Origin of the sequence: Streptomyces ruber, from assembly GCF_014648075.1 — a bacterium.
Taxonomy (GTDB): domain Bacteria; phylum Actinomycetota; class Actinomycetes; order Streptomycetales; family Streptomycetaceae; genus Streptomyces; species Streptomyces ruber.
Window position 1 is genome coordinate 1 of record NZ_BMQK01000003.1, and the last position, 20,613, is coordinate 20,613.

Below are 20,613 nucleotides of genomic sequence, written 5' to 3' on the forward strand. Positions count from 1 at the left end.
GGCCGACGTCCTGCGCGACGAGGGCGAGGCCTACGCGAACAAGCTGCGCGCGGCCGGCGTGCCCGTCACCGCCGTCCGCTACCAGGGCGTCATCCACAACTTCGTCATGCTCGACGCCCTGCGCGAGACCCACGCCGCCGAAGCCGCGATCAACCAGGCCGTCGCCGTCCTGCGCACCGCCCTGCACACCGCCTGAGGCCGGTATGGGCACGAGCCCCACACCTGCCGTCGTCCTCGTCCACGGCGGTGGCACCCCCGTCGAGGTCACCATCGCCGAGGACGCCTCCCCGTCCGTCCTCGCCGCCGACGTGCCCGAGGGGGGCACCAGGGGCCTCGCCGCCGCGAAGCGGGCCGGGGCGGCCGTCGTCGAGGCCGAGGGCGCGTTCCACGCGGTCGCCGGCTCCCGGCCGGGGGCGGTGGCCGAGCTGATCCTGGAGGCGGTGCGCGCGACGGGCTGACCGGACGCGCGGCGGTACGCGAGAAGCCCCGGACCATGCGATGCGGGTCCGGGGCTTCTCGCGTACCGCGTCAGCGGGACGGAGGGGAGGGCGGCGGGGTCAGCCGAAGGCCTTGACGGCGCTCCAGTCGGAGGAGATCACCGTCTTCACCGGGGCGTTCGTGTTGGTCTTCGACGGGTGGTAGACCTTCACGTTGCCGGTGTCGGCGAACCGGGCCCAGAGGTCGGGGATGCGGTCCCCGTTGACGTCCGGGATGCCGATGACGGTGTCGACGTTGGCGGCCGTCCAACTGGTGCCGTAGACGGTGTCCTTGCCCTCCCTGGAGACCGCCGCGGTCTTCAGGGAGCCCAGGTCCACACTGCCGCCGACCGCGCCGGGCTTGCCGTGGCGGACGTACATGTTCCCGTTGACGGTGTTGCGCCACAGCAGGTCGGGAGTGCCGTCGAGGTCGATGTCGGCCACGTTGACGATGTCGCGGTCCGCCCACGCCTCGTAGTGCAGCTCCACCGCCTGCTGGAAACTGCCGCCGGTGTACCCGAGCAGCGCCCAGAAGCTGTCGCCGGTCCGCAGGAAGAGGTCGGGACGCTCGTCGCCGGTGACGTCGCCGACGGCTTTGATCTGCAGCCATTTCGCCGGATCGGGCGTTCCCGCGGGCAGGCGCACCCGCAGCCGCTCGTCGACGTCGAAGCTGCCGTAGCCGTCACCCGGGTAGAGCCAGAAGCCGCCGTCGGGTGTGCGGGCGAAGAGGTCGGTGATCCCGTCACCCGGGTAGGCGTCGCCGTACTTGGTGATCAGGGCCGCCTTGCCGGTGGCCGGGTCGTACCAGTGTCCGGGCGGGTTGAGCTTGCCGTCGCTCGTGTAGCCGGCGGCGAGGGAGGTGTAGAGCTCGCCCTCCTCGATGCCGGGGTAGGAGCGCAGGTTGCCGCTCGCGTTGATGGTGAGCAGGTCGGGGATGCCGTCGCCGCCCACGTCGCCGGGGCCGTCGGCGGTCTCGCTCGGCGGCAGGTAGAAGACGTAGTCGGCGCGCTCGCTCTGGTTGCCGACGGCGTCGCGGGCGTAGACCAGCAGGGCGTTGGGTCCGGCGTTCGGCGGTTTCAGGGTCAGGGTGACCGTGCCGACCGGGTTGCCGGCGTCGTCGGTGGTCTGGGTGGCGTTCACCTCCGTGTAGGAGTTGCCCGCGAACCCGTACCTGATCTTGGTGGCGCCGGCGGAGGTGACGGTGAACGAGCCGCTCTGGCCGAACTTCTTGCTCGTCCAGGTCGCTCCGTCGTCGGTCGCCTCGTCGAAGTCCTCGCTGACGATCTCCGGCTTGGAGGGCGCGGAGGCGTCCACGGTGAACTGGCAGGGCGAGGTCCCGGGCGGGAAGTAGCTGGAGAGGGCGCCCTCGGAGTCCTCCGCGCGGACGTCCCACTTGTACGTGGTCTTGTCGGTGAGCTTGCTGGAGGGGATGTCCAGGCTGGCCGTGCCGCTGCTGTTCGGCGTCACCAGGGTGCCCGAGGGTGTCGCGTCTCCCGACTTCCACCAGCGGAAGCGGAGCTTGTGCAGGTTGCCGTCGGGGTCGGTGGCGGTGGCGGTGAGCCGGATGTTCGTCTTGCCCACCGGCCGGGACTGGGGCGTGACCATGCAGGCGCCGCCCGGGGTGGTCTTGCCGTTCTTGGGCTCGTTCGGCTTGCGGTTGTAGACGAGCTGGATGGTCGCGGAGGTGGCGCGGAACTTGCGCCAGGTGTAGACGCTGGTCTCGTCGCTGGCGCGCATGCCGAGGGTGACGGTGGACGCGGCGGCGTCCGCGGCGTACTGGGCGGCGTCCTCGACGTCCCACGCCACGTACTCGTCGGAGCAGCCGTAGTCGCCGTTGCCGTGGGCGAAGGACAGGTCCTGCAGGTGGTCGGTCCAGCTGGGCTGCTTGTTCCAGGTGGTGCCGGAGGAGATCGCACCGGTCCGGTACAGCTTGAACTGACGCTTCTCGCAGGACCACGAGTGGTTGTTGAGCACCTTGAACGTGGCCTTGGTGACGGTGGCCCCCTTCGCGCTGCTGGGGAACTCCATCCGCCAGAAGGAGCGGGCGGTGCCGCGGGTCTCGTTCTCGTAGCCCACACGGGCGTCGGAGGTGCCGGAGTTGAAGTTGGTGCCGTTGTAGAAGCTGCTGTTCGGGTACGGCTTGTAGGCGACGGTCCACGCCTTCCAGCCGGGGTTGAGCGTGGGGTCGACGAACAGCGGGTACCGGACGTCGTCACGGCCGAGCAGTCCGGCGCCGGCCACGTCCAGGGAGAGACGGACGCCGGAGCCGTCCCTCTCCAGCGCGGTCCGCAGCGAACTGCTCCGCGCGCCCGGCTCGATGCCGCTGAGGCCGGAGAGCTTCAGGACGTCGGCGGCGGTGGCGGTGGAGGTGCGGGTCTCCGCACCGGGGGCGAGGTCGGACTCCTGGCCGGAGGAGTCCCACGCGAACGGGGTCGGCACGGAACCGATCTCGTCACCGGTCTTCGGGTCGAGGACCCGCACGGTGTCGGTCTCGGCGTCGTGCTCGAACTCGGCGGTGTCGGACCGCAGTCCGTAGTCGAGGGTGCGCAGGGCCGGGTGGTCGGCGGCCTCGCGGTTCTTGAGGATGAGGAGCTGGGCGAAGCCGCCCTCCTCGCGGGCCACGAGCAGCAGGTCGACGCCGGGGAGGACCTCCTGGTACAGGGCGCGCGGGCCGTCGAGGACCGGCTCGGGCAGTGAACCGGGCCAGGTGTACGCGACGGTGTGGCCGCCCAGTTCCACCTCGGCGAGGACGGTGTCCCCGTTCCCGGCCCCACTCCCGTTCCCGTCTCCGTCGGCGAGGACGCCGCGGCGGTACGAACGGTCGGCGCGGTCCCGGCCGTCCTCGTCCGTCCTGCCGCCGCCACCGTCGGCGAAACGGACGGGGAGGACCGGGTTGACGGGGCTGATGCCCAGTCCGTCACCGGCTCCGGCTCCCTCGTCTCCCTCGTCGGAGCGGTCCTCGGTGCGACGGAGGTCGGTGTCGATGGGGGCCCACCGGCCGTCGGCGGTCTTCGCCCGCTGCGGGGCCGCGTGGATCTGGGTGCGCATCCGGCCACCGGGCAGCGCCCACGTCTGGGCGGTGGCGGTGGTGGCGGTCTCGACCAGCACCTCCTTGCCGGTGCGCCGGGCTTCGGCGACGGCCTCCGCCTCGTCGCGGGGGCCGTCGCCGGCCTGTTCGGCCTTGGCGGTGCCGTTACGGGTGGCCTGCGCGTCGTCGTCGGGTCCACCGACGAACCACGGCAGCAGGGAAGCGATGAGTGCGGTCAGCACCAGGCCGAGGGTGAGGGACAGCCTGGCGCGGGTGCGCACGAGTGGTCTGAGCAGGCGGGGCGCGGTCACGGTGGTCGTCTCCGTAGGGACCGGACGAATGGGGCGGGCAGCACGAACAGCCCCGTTCGGCGGACCGCGGGGGTGCAGGCGCCCGCACCTTCGCACGCCAGGGCTGTGAACGCCCAGTGAGAGCACTGTTGTTGATCTGTGATCAACACGTGGAGTGACGTCTTCCAGACATGGTGTGGCGCGATCCGCAGGGTTTAGCCGCTCCGGACTTCGTGACTCCGTATGGCTTTCCGGCCAAGGCCCGACTTGTCCGATCAGTCGGATCGCTGTGAGTACGGGCGTGACCGACATCACCAGTGGCCACGCTCGGTCACTGTGCGTGCACTTGATCAAGAGACGGGGCGTGCAGGACGGTATGCGGCGCGAGCCACCGGGCGTGCGCTCTTTGACGTTCGCGCACCTCGTTTCGCTTTGTTTCCGCTGTTCCTTCACGCCTGGTGGGAGTCGACGCGTATGCGTGCAACAGGTCCGCGGCCCTGGTGGGGGGCCGCCCGGTCACCCTCGACCGAGTCGGGGCGCCGTCGGCGCCGGCACGCCCGCACGGCGGTCGTCGTCGCCCTGGCCTCGACGCTGACATGGACCAGCCTGTTCGCCGGGACCGCGATCGCGGTCCCGCCGCAGCCGCGCGAGAAGACGGCGGTCGACCTCCCGGACCTGCCGGAGAGCGAGAAGGTCGGCCAGGACGAGAGCGCGGAGCAGCACCTCACCACCGCGCCCGAGGTGGAGAACACCCCGTACCAGCCGGTGGCGGTCGAGCCCTGGACCGCGGGCACGGGCACCGCCGACCTGACCGGGGCGCAGCCCGGCCAGACGGTGCCCGTCGAGAACGTCCCGACCGTGTCCCTGGGCGTGCCCGAGGACGGCGACCCCGCGGCGCTCGCCGGTGAGTGGGCCGTCGACCTGAAGGCCCCGGAGGCGTCGGAGACCGCCGAGGTCGCGGGCCTGCTGATGGAGATCACCCCGCCGGCCACCGCCGACCCGGAGGCCGAGGTCACCGTCGGCGTCGACTACACCTCCTTCGCCGACCTGTACGGTCCGCAGGCCGCGGACCGTTTCGGCGTGGTGCTGCTGCCCGACTGCGTGATCGACTCCCCGGGCAGCGGCGACTGCGCGCCCGAGGAGGCCACCGGGGAGGACCCGGACTCCTCGGCCGATCCCGGCACCGCGGCGTCCGCGCTGATGGAGCCGCTGCCCAGCGAGATCGAGCTGGTCGACCAGGCGGACACCACGAAGCCGGCCACCACGGCGAGGACCGCGGGCCTGACCACGACCGCGAGGACCGCGAGCCTGGCCGCGACCGCCGCGGACGAGGGCGACGACAGCAAGGCGCCGCGGAAGCGCCGGACGGTCACCGCCAGCGTGCCGGTCGGCGAGCTGTTGGGCGACGCCCCGGCCGAGACCGCCGGCGCCGACGGCAGGACCGCCTCCGACACCGGCGTGTCGGCCATGTCCCTGAGGTCGGCCGCAGCCGACACCGGCTCCCGGGCCCTCGGCGTCCTCGACACCGGCGCCTCCGCCGCCGGTGACTTCACGGCCACCCCGCTGCAGTCCTCCGGTTCCTGGGCGGCCGGTTCGTCCTCCGGCGCGTTCACCTACGGCTACCAGGTGCAGGTCCCGGAGGCGGTGGGCGGTCTGACGCCGCAGGTGGCACTGAGCTACTCGTCGCAGTCCGTGGACGGCCGTACCTCCGCCACCAACAACCAGGCGTCCTGGATCGGTGACGGCTGGGACTACAACCCCGGCTCGATCACCCGTACCTACGCGAACTGCCGCGAGGACTCCAAGAAGGCCGGCTCCAACAACGCCAAGCACCGCACCGGCGACATGTGCTGGGGCTCGAACAACGCCACCCTCACCCTCGGCGGCGCCACCACCGAGCTGGTGTGGGACGAGGACGCGAAGACCTGGACCACCGCCAGCGGTGACGGCTCCAAGGTCGAGCAGAAGAAGGACACGAGCCTCGGCAACGGCGACGCCGACGGCGAGTACTGGATCGTCACCACCCGCGACGGCACCCGGTACCACTTCGGCCTGCACAAGCTCCCCGGCTGGTCCGACAACGGCTCCGCGACCGACGACCCGGTCACCAACTCCGTGCTCACCGTGCCGGTCTACGGCAACCACGAGGGCGAGCCCTGCTACAAGGCGGGCGACTGGGCCGGCTCCCACTGCAAGCAGGCGTGGCGCTGGAACCTCGACTACGTCGAGGACGTGCACGGCAACGCGATGTCGCTGTGGTGGAAGCGCGACACCAACTACTACGCCCGCAACTTCAACTGGAAGGCGCCCGTCGCCTACCACCGCGACGGCTACCTGTCCCACATCGACTACGGCCAGCGCCGCGACAGCGTCTTCGACGCCACCGCTCCGGGCCGCGTCAGCTTCACCGTCGCCGAGCGCTGCTTCCCCGAGGACGGACTCGCCTGCAGCGACGAGAACTTCAAGTCGAAGGACCCGGGCAAGTACCGCATCTGGTACGACACCCCGGCGGACCTGCGCTGCGAGTCCGGCAAGATGTGCTGGAACGCGGCCCCGTCGTTCTGGTCGACCAAGCGGCTGGAGACCATCCAGACCTCGGCGCAGCGGCGCACCGACACCGACGCCCGCCAGGTCGTGGACCGTTACAACCTGACGCAGTCCTTCCCGGTCCTGCGCACCGGCCCGAACACGGCGCTGTGGCTGGAGTCGATCAGCCGTACCGGCTTCGCCCGCAACGGCTCCACGGACAAGAGCGTCACCCTCAACCCGGTGCGCTTCGAGCCCAACGCCGACGACATGCCGAACCGGGTCATGCGCGGCGAGAACGACCCGCGCCCCGGCTTCTCCCGCCTGCGCGTCGCCCGCGTCATCAACGAGTACGGCGGCGAGACCGTCATCTCGTACAAGCAGCCCGAGGGCCAGTGCGCCACCGGCACCGGCCTGCCCGGCAAGGGCGACACGGCGCAGCTGAAGTCCAACACCCGGCTGTGCTACCCGGTCTTCTGGCATCCGGACCCGGAGAAGGAGGACATCGACTGGTTCCACAAGTACGTGGTGGAGAAGGTCGAGGAACTGCCGAACGTCGACGGCTCCTACTCGACCGAGACCGCGTACGCGTACAGCGGCGCCGGCTGGAAGCTGGCCGAGCAGGAGTTCACCAAGAAGTCCACGCGCACGTACTCGCAGTTCGCGGGCTTCGAGCAGACCACCGTCATCACCGGTGACGACGACGAGGCGATCGGCAGCAAGCGCACGAAGGCCGTCACCCGCTTCTTCCGCGGCATGGGCGACGACGTCCAGGTCAAGAGCGTCACCGGCGCGCAGATCGCCGCCGACGAGGAACCCTTCGCCGGCCGCATCGCCGAGGAGCTGACCTACAGCGAGGCCACGGACGCCGACGACAAGTGGCTCACCCGCTCCGTCACCGTCCCGACGGCCACCGAGCTCGCCCGGCGCGACCGCGGTGACGGCCTGAGCCCGCTGCGCGCCTGGCGCGTCAACGACGCCCGGCAGATCACGTACACCCGGGACAGCAAGGACGTCGTCCACGAGCTGGAGACGAAGACCACCTACGACACGACGTACGGCCTGCCCGTTCAGATCGAGGAACTCGGCGACAAGACCGATACCGGTGTTACCGGCGACGTCTCCTGCACCAAGCTGGAGTACGTCCACCACACGGGCAAGAACCTGGTCGGTCTCACCAAGCAGACCCTCACCTCCGCCACCACCTGCGCCGAAGCCGACTTCGGCGACCTGGAGAAGCTGGCCTCCGGCTCGCGCACGGCCTACGACAACGGCGCCTACGGCGCGGCCCTCGGCGACTCCACCCGTGGCCTCGTCACCCAGACCTGGTCGCTGAAGGCCGACGGCTCCGGCTTCCAGAACGACGGTGAGGTGGACTTCGACCCGATCGGACGCGTGGTGAAGACCACCGACCCCGACGGCAACGCGTCCACCACCACCTACGACCCGCCCACCGGCCAGGCGTTCCGCGTCACCGAGAAGAACACCCTCGGCCACACCTCGACCCAGGAGGTCGAGCCGGGCCGCGGCACCACCCTGAAGACGACCGACGCCAACGGCCACGTCACCCAGTCGGTGTACGACCCGCTGGGCCGCCTCTCCCAGGCGTGGGGCCCCGGCCGCACGCCGTCGTCCTCGGCCGTCCCCGACTTCGAGGCCGAGTACAACATCCCGGTGATCGAACCGGACGACCCGGACCGCAGACCGCCGTACATCGTCACCAAGACGCGCGGGCACGAGGACCGGGTCGAGAGGTCCGTCACCGTCTACGACGGCCTCGGCCGGGAGCGCCAGTCCCAGGAACCGGCCACCGGCGGCGGCCGCCTGATCACCGACACGCTCTACAACAGCTCCGGTGAGGTCTGGCAGACCAACAACGCCTACCTCGCCGACGGTGACCCGAGCGGCGAGCTCTTCACCCCGCTCGCCGACACGGCCGTCCCCAACATGACCCGGTACACCTACGACGGCCTCGGCCGCGTGGTGAAGGAGCTCCCGGTCCTCGGCGGCAGCCCGATGTCCTCCCGGGCCACCTCCTACGAGTACGGCAAGGACTGGTCCACGGTCGTCAACCCGGAGGGCGCCCCGTCCTACCGGGTGTGGTCGGACTCCCTGGGCCGCACCACCCAGGTGGACACGTTCACCGACCGCGAGCGCACGAAGTACACGTCGATGAAGTACGAGTACGACGCGCTCGGACAGCTGGTGAAGGCCACCAGCGCCCAGAACGCCAAGCGCACCTGGAGCTGGACCTACGACCAGCGCGGCCGGATGCTCACCGCCACCGACCCGGACGCCGGCACCACGAGGACCACGTACGACCACCTCGACCGCCCGGTGACCGTCACCAACGCGCGCGGCATCACCATCTGGACCGGCTACGACGACCTGTCCCGCCCGATCGAGACACGGCTCGACAGCAGCAGCGGCACCAGACTGTCGTCGAGCACGTACGACACCGCGTCCGGCGGCAAGGGCATGCCGGCGACCTCGGTCCGCTACACCGACGGCCAGGCCTACCAGCTGACGGTCGGCGGCTACACCTCCGACTACCAGCCGAAGTCCACCACCCTCACCCTGCCGGACGCCGTCACCGCCCCCTGGGGCTTCAAGAGCACCTACACGAACACCTACGAGTACGACGACACGGGCCTGCTCCTCAGCGGAACCCTCCCGGCGGCCGGTGGCTTCGACGCCGAGAAGCTCGTCGTCCGCTACAACGAGGACGGCCTCCCGCTCTCCGTCTCCGGCAAGGACTGGTACGGCGCGGAGACGGCCTACTCGCCCTACGGCCAGGTCCTCCGCTCGACCCTCGGCGCCCAGCCGTACCGGGTCTGGACCTACTCCACGTACGACGACGCCAGCGGCGCACTCACCGACCAGCAGGTCTTCCGCGAGCAGACGGGCGACACCTCCCGCGTCAGCGGCAACCTGGTCTCGCACCGCTCCTACTGGTACGACAGCGCGGGCAACGTCACGGGCATCCGCGAGCGCTCCACCGGCATCGCGGAACGCCAGTGCTTCACCTACGACCCGCTCGGCCAGCTCACCGAGGCCTGGACCTCCGCCGACCTCGACCACTGCGTCGACGGCCCGGTCAAGGACGACGGCACCCCGAACGTGACCGCCGGCCCGGACGACTCCGGTTACTGGCAGCAGTACGAGTACGACCTGCTCGGCAACCGCAAGAAGCTCACCGAGAAGAACCTGACCGGCGACACCGCCAAGGACGCGGTGACGACGTACGCGTACGGCGACCAGGAGGACGGCTCCCAGCCGCACACCCTCACCAAGGTCACCAAGAAGTACGTCACCGAGGCCGGCGCCCAGGTGACGGCCGAGGCGGAGCGCCTGTACGAACTGACCGGCGAGACGAAGCAGGTCACGTCCGTCGACAGCGGCGACACGCAGTCCATCACGTGGACTCCGGACGGCCAGGTGGAGCGGATCACGGGGCAGGGCTCCGGCGGCAGGTCCGCCTACGTCGGCCCCGGCGGCAAGTGCCTCGACCTGAACGCGGGGATCACCACCGAGAAGCAGCCGGTGCACCTGTACCCCTGCACCGGTGTGCCCGGGCAGAAGTGGGCCTTCCGCGTGGCGCCCGGCCAGTCCGACCCGGACCTGGGCACCATGACCGTCTACGACGACAAGTGGTGTCTCGCCCCGGCGTCCGGCACGGCCGGCTCCGCCCTGCAGCTCCAGAAGTGCAACGGCACCTCGGCCCAGCAGTTCAAGCGCACCGCGGACAGTCAGCTGATCCACGCGGCGTCCGGACTGTGCGTCGCGGTCAAGGACGGCGCGACCGCCGACAAGACCCCCGCCGTGCTCGCCACCTGCTCGGCCACGTCGACCGCGCAGAAGTGGGAGCCGCAGGACGAGACCCGCTACATCTACGGCCCGGACGGCGGCGCCCTGCTGACCGTCCAGGGCAAGCAGGCCACCCTGCACCTCGGTGACACGGAGGTCACCACCCAGCAGGGCGGCAAGCTGGTCAGCACCCACCGCTCGTACAGCGCGCCGGGCGGCACCGTCCTGCGCTACCTGTACGGCATGAGCAGCGGCGACGGCCGGCTCGTCGCCGTCACGGGTGACCACCAGGGCACCACCTACGCCGAGGTCGCCATGGACGGCGACATGCAGGTACGGATCCGCAAGCAGGACCCCTTCGGCAACCAGCGCGGCGCGTCCACCTCCGGCAGCAACCTCCAGACCCACGCCGGCTTCCTCGGCGCCACCGAGGACGACGCCTCCGGTTACACCCCGCTGGGCGCCCGTCTGTACGACCCGACGGTGGGCCGCTTCCTCTCGGCCGACCCGGTCCTGGACCTGGCCGACCCGCTCCAGGCGAACGGGTACGCGTACGCGCACAACAACCCGGTGACGCTGTCGGACCCGACAGGTCTGGCGGTCTCGCTGACGGCATCGGAACGGGCCGCGGCCCTGGCGGGCGCGGGTCTGTCGGCGGCGCAGGTGGCACAGGCCCAGTCGGACTCCCGGCGCTCGCTCAGCTCGGTGGTGCTCTCCGTCGCCTGGTCGACGCTGAAGGACTTCATCGGCATCAGCGACGCGATGGCCTGCTTCGGCGGCGACATGTGGTCCTGCGGCAGCCTGATCATCGGCGCGATCCCGTGGACCAAGCTCGGCAAGATCCCGTCGGTCCTCAAGGCGGTCAACCGCACCATCAACGCCATCCAGGCGTGGCGCTCCGCGAAGAAGAAGGCGGAGAAGGTCCTGGCGGCGGCGAAGGCGGCCGAACGGAAGGCTCTGTCGGCCAAGAAGGCGGCCATCGAGCGGAAGAAGAAGGCGGCCCAGGAGGCGAAGAAGAAGGCTGCCGAGAAGAAACAGACGACGAGTAACGCGGCAGTCAACCAGACGAAGAAGACAGGCAGCCCGGTCCAGAAACAGGCCCAGGCGAAGGCCGCGCCGAAGGTGTCGTCCGCGGCGAGCACGCACAAGAGCTCCGGCGGCGGCGGCAGCAAGGCCGGCTCGTCCAAGTCCGGTGGTTCCTCGGGCGGGTCGTCGCGGAGCAACGCGGGCAGCAGTGGGGACAGCGGTGCCGGCAAGGCAGGTGAATCCGGCGGCTCCTGTCCGATCAACAACAGTTTCGTCCCCGGCACCAAGGTCCTGATGGCCGACGGTTCCACCAAGGCGATCGAGGACGTCGAGGTCGGCGACAAGGTCCTGGCGACCGACCCGGAGACGGGCGAGACCACCGTCGAGACGGTCACCGCCGAGATCAAGGGCGAGGGCCTCAAGCACCTGGTCAAGGTCACCATCGACACCGACGGCGACAAGGGCGACGCAACTGCCACGGTCACCGCCACGGACGGCCACCCGTTCTGGGTGCCGGAACTCGGCGAGTGGATCGACGCCACGGACCTGACGGCGGGCGCGTGGCTGCAGACCGGGGCCGGCACGCGAGTGCAGGTCACGGCGGTCGAGCGGCGGACGGTGCAGGGCGCGACGGTTCACAATCTGACCGTCAGTGACGTGCACACGTACTATGTGCTGGCGGGGGCGACACCGGTACTCGTTCACAACTGTGGGGACGTGTATCGCAGCGACACCCGGGATCCCAGCGAAATCTTCGATGGAGGATTCGCGCCCAAGGGAGACAATATGAATCTAGAGGAGCACGTAGCGGGTGTCTCCGGGGTCTATACCCCCGACTCTGGATTCGTGTCGACGACCACCTCGAAGTCTCACGCGCTGAGCCGGAAGGGCCACACTTACGTAATCGACTCCAGAGGTGCATCTGGAGGGATTGACGTGAACAAGAGGATCCCTGGAAATGTTCACGCAAACGAGGCAGAGATAGCTGTTCCGCGTGCCATTGATTCATGTCACATACGTGGGTGCTGGCATGAAACAACAGGAGAGTGGATCCCAAATCCGAACTATCGGGAGTGAGGCATGGAGTCGGTTGAACTGCTGGCTGTAGGACGAGGTTCCTCAGTCGTTCCAGTCTCATTCGAGATCCTTGACAGGGAGGGGGCGAGCTTGAGAATGAAGTTCTCAGACGGAGACTGGAAGTCCTTCACTGAGTCGAATCTGTTCAAGTGTCTCCTGAGCGCTCGAACTGACCTGGAGAAGGAAGATCTCCTGCTTTGCTGCCAAGGCGCGCGACCAGACGTCTTTCCATCCGGAATGCAGCAACAGATGGATAATGGCCGCTTTGCTGCAGTCCTCTCCCGGTCCGCCGAAGAGAAAGAGATTGTCGACATCTTCGCAGCGGCGGAACCGTCGCAGGTGACTTCCGTGGAAGGCCAGCGAGTAGCCGTATATCAGTTCTTCAACTTGCCGATTTCTGATGCAGGCAGAGACGCGTAGAAGGACCTGGATCGGCGTGTGACGGCAACGCTGACGGCAACAGGGCCGAACGTCGGTGCCCCCCACGAGACCTCGTGGGGGGCACCGACGTTCATAGAGTGCACCAGCCGTCTGTTGCTGTATGGGGCGGATGGGCGAGGGGCGTCCCTTGTAGCGCGTTCCCCAGGGCGTTGATGGCTTGGCGTTGGAGCCGGAGTCGGACGTGGGCGTAGACGCCGGCGGTGACGCCGATGTGGGCGTGACCCAACAGCTCCTTGATGACGACGAGGTCGACGCCCTGTTCCAGGAGCAGGGTCGCGGTCGAGTGTCGGAGGTCGTGGAAGCGGATGCGGCGGAGCCCGGCCCGGTTGACGATTCGGCCGAAGCGGCGGGTGAGGTTGGCGGGGTGGAGAGGGCCGCCGGTCGGGGTGGTGAAGACGAGCCCGCTGTCTGACCAGGCAGTCCCGGCGACTCGGCGCTCTTCCTGCTGCCGTTCCTGGTGGGACTTGAGGGAGTGGACACATTCGGTGGGGAGGACGATGCGGCGTTCGGAGGCGCGGGTCTTGGTGTGCAGGATGGTCAGGCCGCCGGTGGGGGTGCGCTGGAGGGAGCGGTAAATGCTGGCGGTGCCGCCGTCGAGGTCGAGGTCTTTCCAGTGGCCGGAACAGTTGGGGAGTACGGGGGTTGGAGCTGTGCGGGCATGCGGAACGGGGCCTTTCGGCGGGAGCGCGGAAGTGGTACGGCGCGGGGTGGCGTGGGCAGGCCGAAGTGATCGGCTCACAGGGGAACGGGGCGCCTCGAAGTCGGGCGCGGGGCCGGACCAGTGGGGGCTTGGTCGGCGGGGCGCGGTGGTGATTACCGGCGGGTGCGTGACGTTAACATCACCTCACGGGTGCATTCAAGTGCATCCCTCCTCATTCCTTTCTGTGGGGTCGGGACGCGGGTAGTGTGGGGCCGGTTTCCCGGTTCGGACGGGCCGGATATTGCTGGTAGATGGCGTGGAAAGCGGGGGTGACCGGGCGTGGTGGTGGGGCGGCGCGGGCGCAGGCCGGCGGGCAGCGGGGTACCGCTGACGTTCGAGGTCATCGCCGAGACCCTGCGCGAGCGCATCCGCTCCGGCGGGCTGCGGCCGGGTGATGCGCTGCCGACGCAGGCCGTGTTGATGCGGGAGTTCGGGGCGTCGAGCCTGACCGTGCAGAAGGCCATGGTCCTGCTGAAGCAGGAGGGGTGGGCGGTTTCCCGCCCCGGCAAGGGCGCCTTCGTCGCCCACCACGACCACGCAGATGACGCCGGTGACGCTGATGACCTCGACGGCCCCGAGGCGACCGCGCCCGCCACCGGGACGGCGGCCCGCGTCGAGGCGCTGGAACGTGCGCTGGCCGAGGCTGCTCAGCAGATTGCCGACCTTCGTGGCCGCATCGAAGCCCTGGAGTCAGGCAGCGGCGAGGGGGGCCGCTGACCCGCCGTGCCGCGTGGCCCAGGACCGGACAAGCGTGGCCTGGGGGCGTGCGTCCAGATTTTCTCTACGAGGTTCAAGGCGGGCACCGCCCGCCGAGGCTGGCCGCCGTCGCCGGCGAACTCCGCCGTCCGCTCCCGCGATCAGGCGCTACCGGAGGCACCGAGCCGTCGCGGTAGCCGGGCTGCCGGGAGGGGCAACCGGCCAGATCGCCGGGATGACCGGGGCCGGGCTCCTGGCACAGCAAGCTATCGCCTACGACCGTCCTACGGCCGGATCGCAGGCAAGGGCCGACCAGGGGGCCGACTCTTCACGCGCGTCGCGCAGGCTCGCCGAGGGCGGTGGCCGGCACCACACCGGCGGGGGTGAACCTCTGCCGATCCGGCTGCCCCAGGCCGCAGGGTCGTCCTACACTGCTGGCGTGACCGCTGCATACGACTACGAGGACATGCACCACCTGGTGGACCGGCTCACCCCGACCCAGGTGCGACGCCTGCGCCTGCTCGTCACCCAGGATGAAGAACTGTCCCAGGTCGCCCAGTCGCTGCCGGCGGTCGACGCGAACGAGGACGAGGAGTCGGTCCCGGCCGGGCTGCTGGCCTTGATCGGCAGCGTGAACGGCCCAGAGGATCTGGCTGAACGGCACGACGACTACATCCGCGAGCGGATGCGCGAGCGCTTCGGCGACACGGCGTGATCGCCACGGTCCTGGACACCGGACCCCTGGCCGCGGCGTTCAACGCGGCCGACAGGCGCCACCCGGAGTGCGCCTCCCTGCTGACGTCGCTGACCGGCCGCCGTCTGCTGTCCAGCCCGGTCATGACCGAGGTCTGCTGGCTGCTGGAGCGCTGGCCCCAGGTCGAAGCGGCGTTCCTCGCCGAGGTCGCACGGGGAACATTCGAGCTGGTCCACCTAACTCCCACCGACCTGACACGCATGGGTGAGCTGGTCTTCCAGTACGCCGACTTCCCGCTCGGCGGGGTCGACGCCTCGGTCATCGCGGTGGCCGAGCGCTTCGGCGTGGACCGGATGCCACCCTCGACCGGCGGCACTTCAGCGTCGTCAAGCCCGCCCACGTCCCCGCGCTGACACTCCTGCCGTAGCCCGTCCAGTGGGGCTGTACCTCTGACGGCAGCGCTGACGGCAACAAGCACGGATGCCAGGGCACAGCCACGGACGCCGACGGAGCACGAAACCGCCGATGACCTGCGAAAACGCAGGCGGGGAGGGGTCGCGTAGCACACGTACTATGTGCTGGCGGATGCCACGCCGGTGCTCGTTCATAACTGCGGCACAACCGACTTCTACACCGTTCAAGGAGCGGATGATGCGGCTCGCCTCAGTTCCGGCGGGCACCCCTTCCCTACCGAACCGCACAGGGCGCACTTCGGGCCCGGTGTTTACTCATGGGGTAGCCGCGCCGAGGCCGAGGCTTACGCGGCAAACAAGCCCGGGGCTCAGATCATGAGATTCACGGTCCGAAACGAAGACCTCGCGGGTTTCTCCCAAGCGCATCTCGGGAGCATGTCGGACGATGCAGTGACGGACTTCATGAACAGACACAGCCTTCTGTGGGACGGTGAACCCAACCATGGCCTCGCTTACATCTCCAGACCGACAGCACGCGGAACGGAACACTTCTTCTCTTCTGCGGTATTCCACCTGTTGAGGTTTGACTGATGAGGCAATCCAGAACGTACGTATACAAGGTCTTGCAGTCCTCCTGGGGAATCAGGATCGCCATCACGGCGACGGCCGAACTTCAGGCGGGGCGCGAAGAGGAGCGCCTGGCATCTGATCTTCCTGTCTGGCTTGCCTTCGCCGGATCGGCCGCTGAACTATCGCCTCTTGATAAGGAGAGACTGGCTGAAGGGCTGTCGTCGGTTGCCTTCGAGGTCTCTCGCCGTGTGGACGGGCGCCCCGTCACTGTCACGGTAGGGGAAGTCTCGTACGTCGAATCCGACTTTCAGATCGAGGGACTCTCGGTGGCGATGTGTCGCTGGGCTGAGGCTGAGTTCAATCTCCCTCAGCGACAGATCATCGAATCCTTCGATCGAGTAGCCAACCGATATCTCTTTGATTGGCAGTAAGTCAGTACGCCAGATGCCCCGCCGTCATCCGCAGCGGGGCATCTGTGGCGAAAGCCCCCCGGCCGCCGTACTCGAAGCCGCCGACGTCCTGTGCGCCGCCATACACGAGGGCGAGCTGCGCCCAGGCGAGCGGCTTCCCGTAGCGCGCGAGTCGCAACGATGCTTCGGTGTTGCCGGCTCGTGCGAGCCGGCCGTCCCGGATCTGTGCGGATGACTGCCCAGCGCCGAGCGGACGAGGAAACGGCACGACCAGCGACATGACTGACGACGAGGTTGCCGCCGACGAGGAGCTATGCATCGAGGCCGGCACCGAGTCCGAAGCCGCCACCGCTCACCGCAACGCCATGTGCGCCGCATGTGGTCGGGTTCCGGATGCGTGAGCCGCTCCTTGCGCGCCCGTAACGTGATCATCATCGGCCCGGCGGTCGGCGGTGAGGAGCAGCTCAGCGGTGATGGACCGCCAACGGCCTCCCGTCCACCACGTGCACCCGCACCGGCGTGTCGAAGATGCCGCTCAGCGTCTCCGGCTCCATCAGTTCCTCCGGCGTGCCATGGGCCTCCACCTTCCCGTCGCGCAGGGCCATGACGCGGTCCGAGTAACCGGCCGCGATGTTGATGTCGTGGACGATCAGAACCACGGTCTTGCCCAGGTCGTCGGCGGCGGCCCGGAGCCGCTCCATCATGCGTACGCCGTGCTTGATGTCGAGGTTGTTCAGCGGCTCGTCGAGCAGGACGTAGTCCGTGTCCTGGGCGAGCACCATGGCGACGTAGGCGCGCTGGCGCTGGCCGCCGGAGAGCTGGTCGAGGTAGCGGCCCGAAAGCGCGGTGAGGTCGAGGAAGTCCAGGGCGCGGTCCACGTGCCCGAGGTCCTCGGACGTGAGGCGGCCCCGGCTGTGCGGGAAGCGGCCGAAGGCGACCAGCTCGCGGACGGTGACCCGGGCGGTGAAGTGGTTCTCCTGGCGGAGGATGGCGAGCTTGCGGGCGACCTCGGCCGAGGGCGCCTTGTGCACGTCGACGCCGTCCAGCGTCACCGTGCCCGAGGTGGGGTCGGTCAGCCGCCCGAGCAAGGTCAGCAGGGTGGACTTGCCGGCGCCGTTGGGACCGATCAGGGAGGTCACGCCGCCGCGTTCGATCCGGCCGCTGACCGGACCGAGGACGGTGTGGTCGCCGTAGGACTTGACGAGGTCGTGGAACTCGATCACAGGGAGCCCCTCCGGAGCAGGTGGGTCAGGAAGACCGCGCCGCCGAGGAACTCGATGACGACGGTGAGCATGCCGGACGCGTACAGGACGTGCTCCATCACGAACTGGCCGGTCAGCAGGGTCAGCAGGCCGAGCAGGAAGGCCATCGGCAGCACGAAGGCGTGCTGGTGCGTGCCCGCGAACTGGTAGGCGAGGAGCGCGGCGGTGAAGCCGAAGAACGTCATGGGGCCGACGAGCGCGGTGGAGAACGACACCAGTACGGCGACGACGATCAGCGCGGTGGTCAGTTCACGCCGGTGGTCCAGGCCGAGCCCCCGGGCGGTGTCCCGCCCGAGCAGCAGGACGTCGAGCCGGTGGCGGCGCCGCCAGAGCACCACCGCGCAGACCGCGCAGACGGCGAAGGCGAGCGGGAGATGGGTGGCCTCCACGGTGGAGAGCCTGCCGAACAGACGCGTGGACAGGACGTCGTAGTCGGCGGGGGAGAGGAGTCGCTGCAGGAAGACGGAGAGCGACTGGAAGGCGATGCCGAGGACGACGCCGGCCAGCAGCAGCACGTGCAGCGAGCCGGTGGGGCCGCTGAACAGCCACCGGAAGAGCAGGGTGGTGAACGCGACCATGAGCAGCGTCTGCGTGAGGAGCTTGGGCAGCCCGTCGGTCGTGGCCAGCACACTGCCGCCGAACACGAACACCATCAGGGTCTGCATCAGGGTGTAGACCGCGTCGAAGCCCATCAGCGACGGGGTGAGGATGCGGTTGTGGGTGACCGTCTGGAAGACGACCGTGCCGACGCCCTGCGCGAACGCCGCGACCGTGATGGCGCCGAGGAGGATGAGCCGCCGCTCGATCGCGAACTCGAAGGACCCCTTGACGAAGAGGGAGAGGAAGCACGTGGCGGCGACGGCCACGAGGACGGCCACGACGATCAGGCGCCGGGCCGGGGAGGGCTGCCGCTTCGTCGCCGCGGCGGGCCGGGACGGGGCGGATCCGCGCACCGCGGCCGTACGCGTCCCGGTCGCTGCCGTACGTGTCTCAGGCATGGACCGCTCCCTTCAGGGCGCGTCGGCGCAGGGTCATCGTCAGGAAGAGGACGGCGCCGACCGCGCCGAGCACCACCGAGGCGGGGATCTCCAGCGGCGCGACGACGGTACGTCCCACCAGGTCGCACACGATCAGCAGAACGATCGCGGCCAGTACCGTCCAGGGCAGGTTGGAGCGGACGTCGTCGCCGCGGACGGCCGAGACCAGGTTGGGCACGACGAGGCCGAGGAACGGCAGGAAGCCCACGACGATCGAGGTGACGCCGGTGGCGAGCGCGACCATGGCCAGGCCCAGGAAGAGCACGCGCTTGTAGTGCAGGCCCAGACTGGTGGCGACCGAGCGGCCGAGGCCCGCGATGGTGAACCGGTCGGCGGCGACGTACAGGACGACGACGATGACGCCGACGACCCAGAGCGGCTCGTAGTGACCGCGCACCACCGAACTGAAGCCGCCGGACCGCCAGGCGGACAGCGTCTGCATCAGGTCGGTGGCGGAGGCGATGTAGAGGGTGACCGCGCCGACGACGGCACCGAGCATGATGCCGACGATCGGCACGATCACCTGGGACCGCAGGGCGATCCGGTTGAGCAGGGTGAGGAAGAGCAGTGTCCCGGCGAAGGCGAAGACGGCCGCGCAGGCCATCTTCACCAGGATCGGCGCACCGGGGGCGAGGAGCGTGAGAAGGAGCACGCCGAGCGCCGCCCATTCGCTGGTGCCGGTGGTGGTCGGTTCGACGAACCGGTTCTGCACCAGCATCTGCATGATGACCCCGGACACCGCCATGGCGGCGGCCGCGAGCACCAGGGCGAGGGTGCGGGGCACCCGTGACACGAGGAACATCCGGCGTGCCTCGGGATCGTGCAGCAGGGTGTTCACATCGATGTCGTATCCCCCCGTCATCAGGGAGGCTGCCACCAGGGCCAGGGTCACCAGGACGGCGGCGGGCAGGGCTAGTCGGCGCATCGGGCGGTGCTCTCTCGGCTCCTCGTCACTCGGTCAGGTCGGCGGGGCCGGTTACGCGGCGGCCTTCTCGAAGGCGTCGGCGACCTCCTGGAAGGCGTTCGTGTAGGCCTGCGCGCCCTCGGTCACGTAGAAGTCCGCCGGGAGGTAGATCACCTGGTTCTTCTCCCGGAAGGTGGTGTTCTTCCAGGCCTCCTGGCCCTCGACGAGCGTCTTGGCGGCCGTCGTCTCCTGCCCTTCCTCGGCGACGGCGGCGTCACGGTCCATCAGGATCATCCAGTCGGGGTTCAGCTGGGCGATCGTCTCCGGGGCGAGACCGGAGTCGTTGTGGACGGAGGTGTCCTCCTGGCCCTCGCCGCCGAGCACGTTCTTCAGGTTCAGCGGCTCGGCCAGCCGGCCGATCCGGGAGGCGCCGTTGTCGACCTTGCCCGCGGTGACGACCCCGAGGAAGACGGACTCCCCGTCGGTGGCGTCCACGGCGGCCTGCTCGGCGGTGTCCAGGGCCTCGACGATGTCAGCGGCCTGTTCCTCCTTGCCGAAGATCTTGCCGAGCGTCTCGGTCTGGGTCTTCAGCGACTCGACGTAGCCGCTCTCGGCGTCGTCGGACGGTGCGACGTCGATGGTGTCGGCGATCTTCGCCAGCTGGTCCTGGTGGTCACCGAACCGGTAGCCGCCGATGATGAGGTCCGGTTCGGCGGCGTTCAGCTCCTCGAACTTGGGTTCGCGGTGGGTGCCGACGTCGGCGATGGAGTCGTCCTCGGCCCAGTCCTCGAAGCCGTTGGCCGGCAGCAGGCCCTTGGGGACGGCGACCGGCTTCACGCCGAGCGCCTTCAGGGTGGCGAACGAGGTGTTGTCCAGGGCGGCGACGCGCTCCGGCGCCTTCGGCACGCTCTGCTCGCCGAGGTTGGTCGCGATCGTCACCTCTTCTCCGGAGCCCTTCGCCTCCGCCTGCCCGTCACCGCCGGAGGAGCAGCCCGTCAGCAGGACGGCCGTGCCGGTCAGCGCGGCGACGGCGAGAGCGGGTCGCGGGCGACGACGGAACAGACGGGAGGGGCGGGACTGAACCATGGTGCGGCCTTCCGAGCCTGCCAGGGGCAGGCGACAAGCGGGGACAAGAGCACGACGAAGCAACCGGCACGACGGATCACCGCCGTGCCGGGCCTGCGACTTAGGTAAGGCTAACCTGTGTTTTGCCTGCGCTTGGCGTGGGGGTCCGCCCATGAGGCCAGGGCGCGATG

15 protein-coding genes and 1 pseudogene are annotated in these 20,613 nt (G+C 69.4%); 9 read left to right on the forward strand and 7 right to left on the reverse strand.

Features of this window, described 5'->3' with window-relative positions; translation table 11 throughout:
* Window positions 1–196: alpha/beta hydrolase (locus tag IEZ04_RS08215; protein WP_189216064.1), on the forward strand; the 196-nt coding region annotated here is incomplete at its 5' end.
* A 7-nt stretch (window positions 197–203) separates the two neighbouring features.
* Window positions 204–458, forward strand: a complete 255-nt coding sequence (locus tag IEZ04_RS08220) for a hypothetical protein (protein WP_373296273.1) — start codon at window positions 204–206, stop codon at window positions 456–458.
* A gap of 99 nt (window positions 459–557) precedes the next feature.
* Here IEZ04_RS08220 and IEZ04_RS08225 read toward each other — a convergent pair whose 3' ends face one another.
* Window positions 558–3,815: a DNRLRE domain-containing protein gene (locus IEZ04_RS08225; protein ID WP_189216065.1), complete on the reverse strand. Its 3,258-nt coding sequence runs from the start codon at window positions 3,813–3,815 to the stop codon at window positions 558–560.
* Window positions 3,816–4,268: 453 nt separating this feature from the next.
* Here IEZ04_RS08225 and IEZ04_RS08230 point away from each other — a divergent pair, with 453 nt between their 5' ends.
* Together IEZ04_RS08230 and IEZ04_RS08235 are read left to right on the forward strand one after the other, a co-directional pair.
* Window positions 4,269–12,230, forward strand: a complete 7,962-nt coding sequence (locus IEZ04_RS08230) for a polymorphic toxin-type HINT domain-containing protein (RefSeq protein ID WP_189216066.1) — start codon at window positions 4,269–4,271, stop codon at window positions 12,228–12,230.
* 3 nt (window positions 12,231–12,233) lie between these two features.
* Window positions 12,234–12,650 (forward strand): hypothetical protein, encoded by a 417-nt coding sequence (locus IEZ04_RS08235; protein WP_189216067.1) that lies wholly within the window; start codon window positions 12,234–12,236, stop codon window positions 12,648–12,650.
* Between the two features lie 91 nt (window positions 12,651–12,741).
* Here IEZ04_RS08235 and IEZ04_RS08240 read toward each other — a convergent pair.
* Window positions 12,742–13,284: pseudogene (locus IEZ04_RS08240) on the reverse strand (tyrosine-type recombinase/integrase); the annotation flags it as partial.
* 366 nt (window positions 13,285–13,650) lie between these two features.
* Between IEZ04_RS08240 and IEZ04_RS08245 the strand changes: the two are divergent.
* The 4 genes from IEZ04_RS08245 (at window position 13,651) to IEZ04_RS08260 (ending at window position 16,175) form a co-directional block, all read left to right on the forward strand.
* On the forward strand, window positions 13,651–14,088 hold the full coding sequence (locus tag IEZ04_RS08245; RefSeq protein ID WP_189216068.1) for a GntR family transcriptional regulator: 438 nt from the start codon (window positions 13,651–13,653) through the stop codon (window positions 14,086–14,088).
* A 418-nt stretch (window positions 14,089–14,506) separates the two neighbouring features.
* A complete protein-coding gene (locus IEZ04_RS08250) occupies window positions 14,507–14,782 on the forward strand; it encodes a hypothetical protein (RefSeq protein WP_229820899.1) in 276 nt (91 codons plus the stop codon).
* A complete protein-coding gene (locus IEZ04_RS08255) occupies window positions 14,779–15,174 on the forward strand; it encodes a type II toxin-antitoxin system VapC family toxin (protein WP_229820900.1) in 396 nt (131 codons plus the stop codon). Before IEZ04_RS08250 ends, IEZ04_RS08255 begins: the two co-directional genes overlap by 4 nt.
* 590 nt (window positions 15,175–15,764) lie before the next feature.
* A complete protein-coding gene (locus IEZ04_RS08260; protein ID WP_189216069.1) occupies window positions 15,765–16,175 on the forward strand; it encodes a hypothetical protein in 411 nt (136 codons plus the stop codon).
* A gap of 1 nt (window position 16,176) precedes the next feature.
* Here IEZ04_RS08260 and IEZ04_RS08265 read toward each other — a convergent pair whose 3' ends face one another.
* A complete protein-coding gene (locus IEZ04_RS08265; RefSeq protein ID WP_189216070.1) occupies window positions 16,177–16,434 on the reverse strand; it encodes a hypothetical protein in 258 nt (85 codons plus the stop codon).
* On the opposite strand from IEZ04_RS08265, the gene IEZ04_RS35575 reads away from it, so the two are divergent.
* Window positions 16,433–16,555 carry a hypothetical protein gene (locus IEZ04_RS35575; protein WP_268245657.1) on the forward strand — a complete coding sequence of 41 codons (123 nt, stop codon included), beginning with the start codon at window positions 16,433–16,435 and terminating at the stop codon, window positions 16,553–16,555. The two genes, IEZ04_RS08265 and IEZ04_RS35575, sit on opposite strands and share 2 nt — an antisense overlap.
* Window positions 16,556–16,618: 63 nt before the next feature.
* Here the strand turns inward: IEZ04_RS35575 and IEZ04_RS08270 are convergent, their stop codons facing one another.
* From IEZ04_RS08270 to IEZ04_RS08285, 4 genes are read right to left on the reverse strand one after another with little or no spacing between them, the layout of a single operon-like run.
* Window positions 16,619–17,377, reverse strand: coding sequence for an iron ABC transporter ATP-binding protein (locus IEZ04_RS08270; RefSeq protein WP_189216071.1), 759 nt, complete (start codon window positions 17,375–17,377; stop codon window positions 16,619–16,621).
* A complete protein-coding gene (locus IEZ04_RS08275) occupies window positions 17,374–18,414 on the reverse strand; it encodes an iron chelate uptake ABC transporter family permease subunit (RefSeq protein WP_189216072.1) in 1,041 nt (346 codons plus the stop codon). Before IEZ04_RS08275 ends, IEZ04_RS08270 begins: the two co-directional genes overlap by 4 nt.
* Entirely contained in the window at window positions 18,407–19,378 is a 972-nt protein-coding gene (locus IEZ04_RS08280) for an ABC transporter permease (RefSeq protein WP_189216073.1), read from the reverse strand. The genes IEZ04_RS08275 and IEZ04_RS08280 overlap by 8 nt, the downstream gene beginning before the upstream one ends.
* Window positions 19,379–19,429: 51 nt before the next feature.
* The gene (locus IEZ04_RS08285; RefSeq protein WP_189216074.1) at window positions 19,430–20,443 is read right to left on the reverse strand and encodes a siderophore ABC transporter substrate-binding protein; all 1,014 of its coding nucleotides are present in this window, start codon (window positions 20,441–20,443) and stop codon (window positions 19,430–19,432) included.
* Between the last annotated feature and the right edge of the window lie 170 nt (window positions 20,444–20,613).

Coding starts and splice junctions, on each gene's coding strand:
- IEZ04_RS08220 (WP_373296273.1), top strand. CDS start 204: ATGGGCACGAGCCCCACACCTGCCGTCGTCCTCGTCCACGGCGGTGGC.
- IEZ04_RS08230 (WP_189216066.1), top strand. CDS start 4,269: ATGCGTGCAACAGGTCCGCGGCCCTGGTGGGGGGCCGCCCGGTCACCC.
- IEZ04_RS08235 (WP_189216067.1), top strand. CDS start 12,234: ATGGAGTCGGTTGAACTGCTGGCTGTAGGACGAGGTTCCTCAGTCGTT.
- IEZ04_RS08260 (WP_189216069.1), top strand. CDS start 15,765: ATGAGGCAATCCAGAACGTACGTATACAAGGTCTTGCAGTCCTCCTGG.
- IEZ04_RS35575 (WP_268245657.1), top strand. CDS start 16,433: ATGACTGACGACGAGGTTGCCGCCGACGAGGAGCTATGCATCGAGGCC.
- IEZ04_RS08265 (WP_189216070.1), bottom strand. CDS start 16,434: ATGTCGCTGGTCGTGCCGTTTCCTCGTCCGCTCGGCGCTGGGCAGTCA.
- IEZ04_RS08275 (WP_189216072.1), bottom strand. CDS start 18,414: ATGCCTGAGACACGTACGGCAGCGACCGGGACGCGTACGGCCGCGGTG.
- IEZ04_RS08280 (WP_189216073.1), bottom strand. CDS start 19,378: ATGCGCCGACTAGCCCTGCCCGCCGCCGTCCTGGTGACCCTGGCCCTG.
- IEZ04_RS08285 (WP_189216074.1), bottom strand. CDS start 20,443: ATGGTTCAGTCCCGCCCCTCCCGTCTGTTCCGTCGTCGCCCGCGACCC.